The organism is Verrucomicrobiota bacterium (assembly GCA_039192515.1).
GTDB lineage: Bacteria > Verrucomicrobiota > Verrucomicrobiia > Methylacidiphilales > JBCCWR01 > JBCCWR01.
Window position 1 is genome coordinate 1 of the sequence record JBCCXA010000105.1, and the last position, 1,600, is coordinate 1,600.

A 1,600-nucleotide genomic window follows, 5' to 3' on the forward strand; every position below is an offset into this window, starting at 1 on the left:
ACCCGGTAGATACCTCAACCAGTCGGTCAAATTGACGCTGTTCGTTTGCATCAAGGCCACCAGCATCCAACCACAGGTGCTTAGGTGGGTGCGGTGAGACCAATCGGCAGCTTGCTCCAGCCAGCCAGAAAGGGCATGGTGAAGTCGGGAGTCTGGGTGCATGGGTGCAATAGCGAATGAGTGGTATCTAAGCTTTGCATCTCCAGGCTCTCTCCATCATTTTTCAGAGCCCATGAGCACCCCATAGAAGCCCTTTCGGGCATTTCACTCTCAGCTTTTGTCCGTCAATCAGCTACTTTTGATACTTGTATCTCTCGTATACAACCAAAATTTGATGATTTAGCATTAAGCGAGAAACAAGAAGTTGTTCTGAATTTTTTGGTGTATCAGAATCTTGATGGTGGCTTTGGAGTCATTTTTTCCGAACTTATTCATCCTTGCCAAGCTGAAATTTCGAATTACTTAAGTAGTCTCTCAGATAATCAACTAAAGTCAATATTAGCAATGAATATTTGGGATTGGTGGAGAATAAAGCAGTATCGTTCCAATCTTGACAGGCTTCAGAGTTCTCCTAGAGGTTCCAATGGCACAGGTCTTTCTGATATAGGATGTAACGTAGAATAAAGTGAATGAACCATCGGTCTCGACACGAGATTTTCTCGCCCCCCTAATGCGATCCCGTGAGTCTTTCGCCCCTAGCGTCACCTTTTCGTTCTCAGTCATACGTTTTGCAGTGGTGCATAAAGATGGCATTTCGGAATGACTATGGCTATACTTTGGAAGCGGGTTTTGTGGGTTGAGGCGATCGCCTATGGCGTACACCACTGCCAACTTTGGGCTCCAGTCTAACCAAACAATGGAGCTGACGTTCGAGTCACCCTGGCAGTGTTGCTCTTTTTTATCCCGCTCACGCAGCCCATTGGTCTACGTTAGATCGCCAACCATTATGAAAAGAGAGCTGACGGTACAAGAAAAATGGTGGGTCGAAGAGGCATTGAATCAAGAGCCTGAGTTAAACGAGCTTGAAAAATCAGCATATAAACTGCAATTAAAAGACCTCAAGGTTATTGAAGAATGTGATTGTGGGGATCCTCTCTGTGGCTCCGTTAAATTTTCAAATTATGTTCAGGGACACTCCGTTGCCATTGCAGATGGCGTAATTCAAAAAGATTCATCAGAAGAATTTCTGGTTATATTATTTATAGATAAAAGAAGTGATAGGCTTTCAGAGCTTGAAATAGTTAAATAGCCAGTGTGCTACTAATATGCCTGGGAGATAGGTTATTCTTTCTCTAACAAAGCACTGCAAGGGACGCTCGATAAACACTACTGTTAAACACTCGAAATCTCTACTCGCGCCCCTGACTGCTAGCCGTTAGTCAGCTCAGTTCATGTGCAGAGACGTAGAGCCAAGGCCATACATGAGTATTTACGCTACTAATCCTTTGGCAGGATCGGTAAAAAAGCACTCTGAAATCGTGGATGAGGTATGTATTAAGTCTCTCGATGCCACGTTAATGGGCAATCAGCTATGATTTGAGGATGGAGTTTGAGTGGGATAAGTCAAAAGCAACGGCTAACTTGAAGAAGCATGGTGTCA

2 protein-coding genes are annotated in these 1,600 nt (G+C 44.2%); both read left to right on the forward strand.

What is annotated here, in order from left to right; genetic code table 11:
* Positions 1-180: 180 nt before the first annotated feature.
* The gene (locus tag AAGA18_16240) at positions 181-624 is read left to right on the forward strand and encodes a hypothetical protein (GenBank protein MEM9446891.1); all 444 of its coding nucleotides are present in this window, start codon (positions 181-183) and stop codon (positions 622-624) included.
* 322 nt (positions 625-946) lie between these two features.
* Positions 947-1,249, forward strand: a complete 303-nt coding sequence (locus AAGA18_16245) for a hypothetical protein (GenBank protein ID MEM9446892.1) — start codon at positions 947-949, stop codon at positions 1,247-1,249.
* Positions 1,250-1,600 lie beyond the last annotated feature (351 nt).

Excerpts from the sequence above, each read along its gene's own strand:
- AAGA18_16245 (MEM9446892.1), top strand. The coding sequence starts at position 947 with ATGAAAAGAGAGCTGACGGTACAAGAAAAATGGTGGGTCGAAGAGGCA.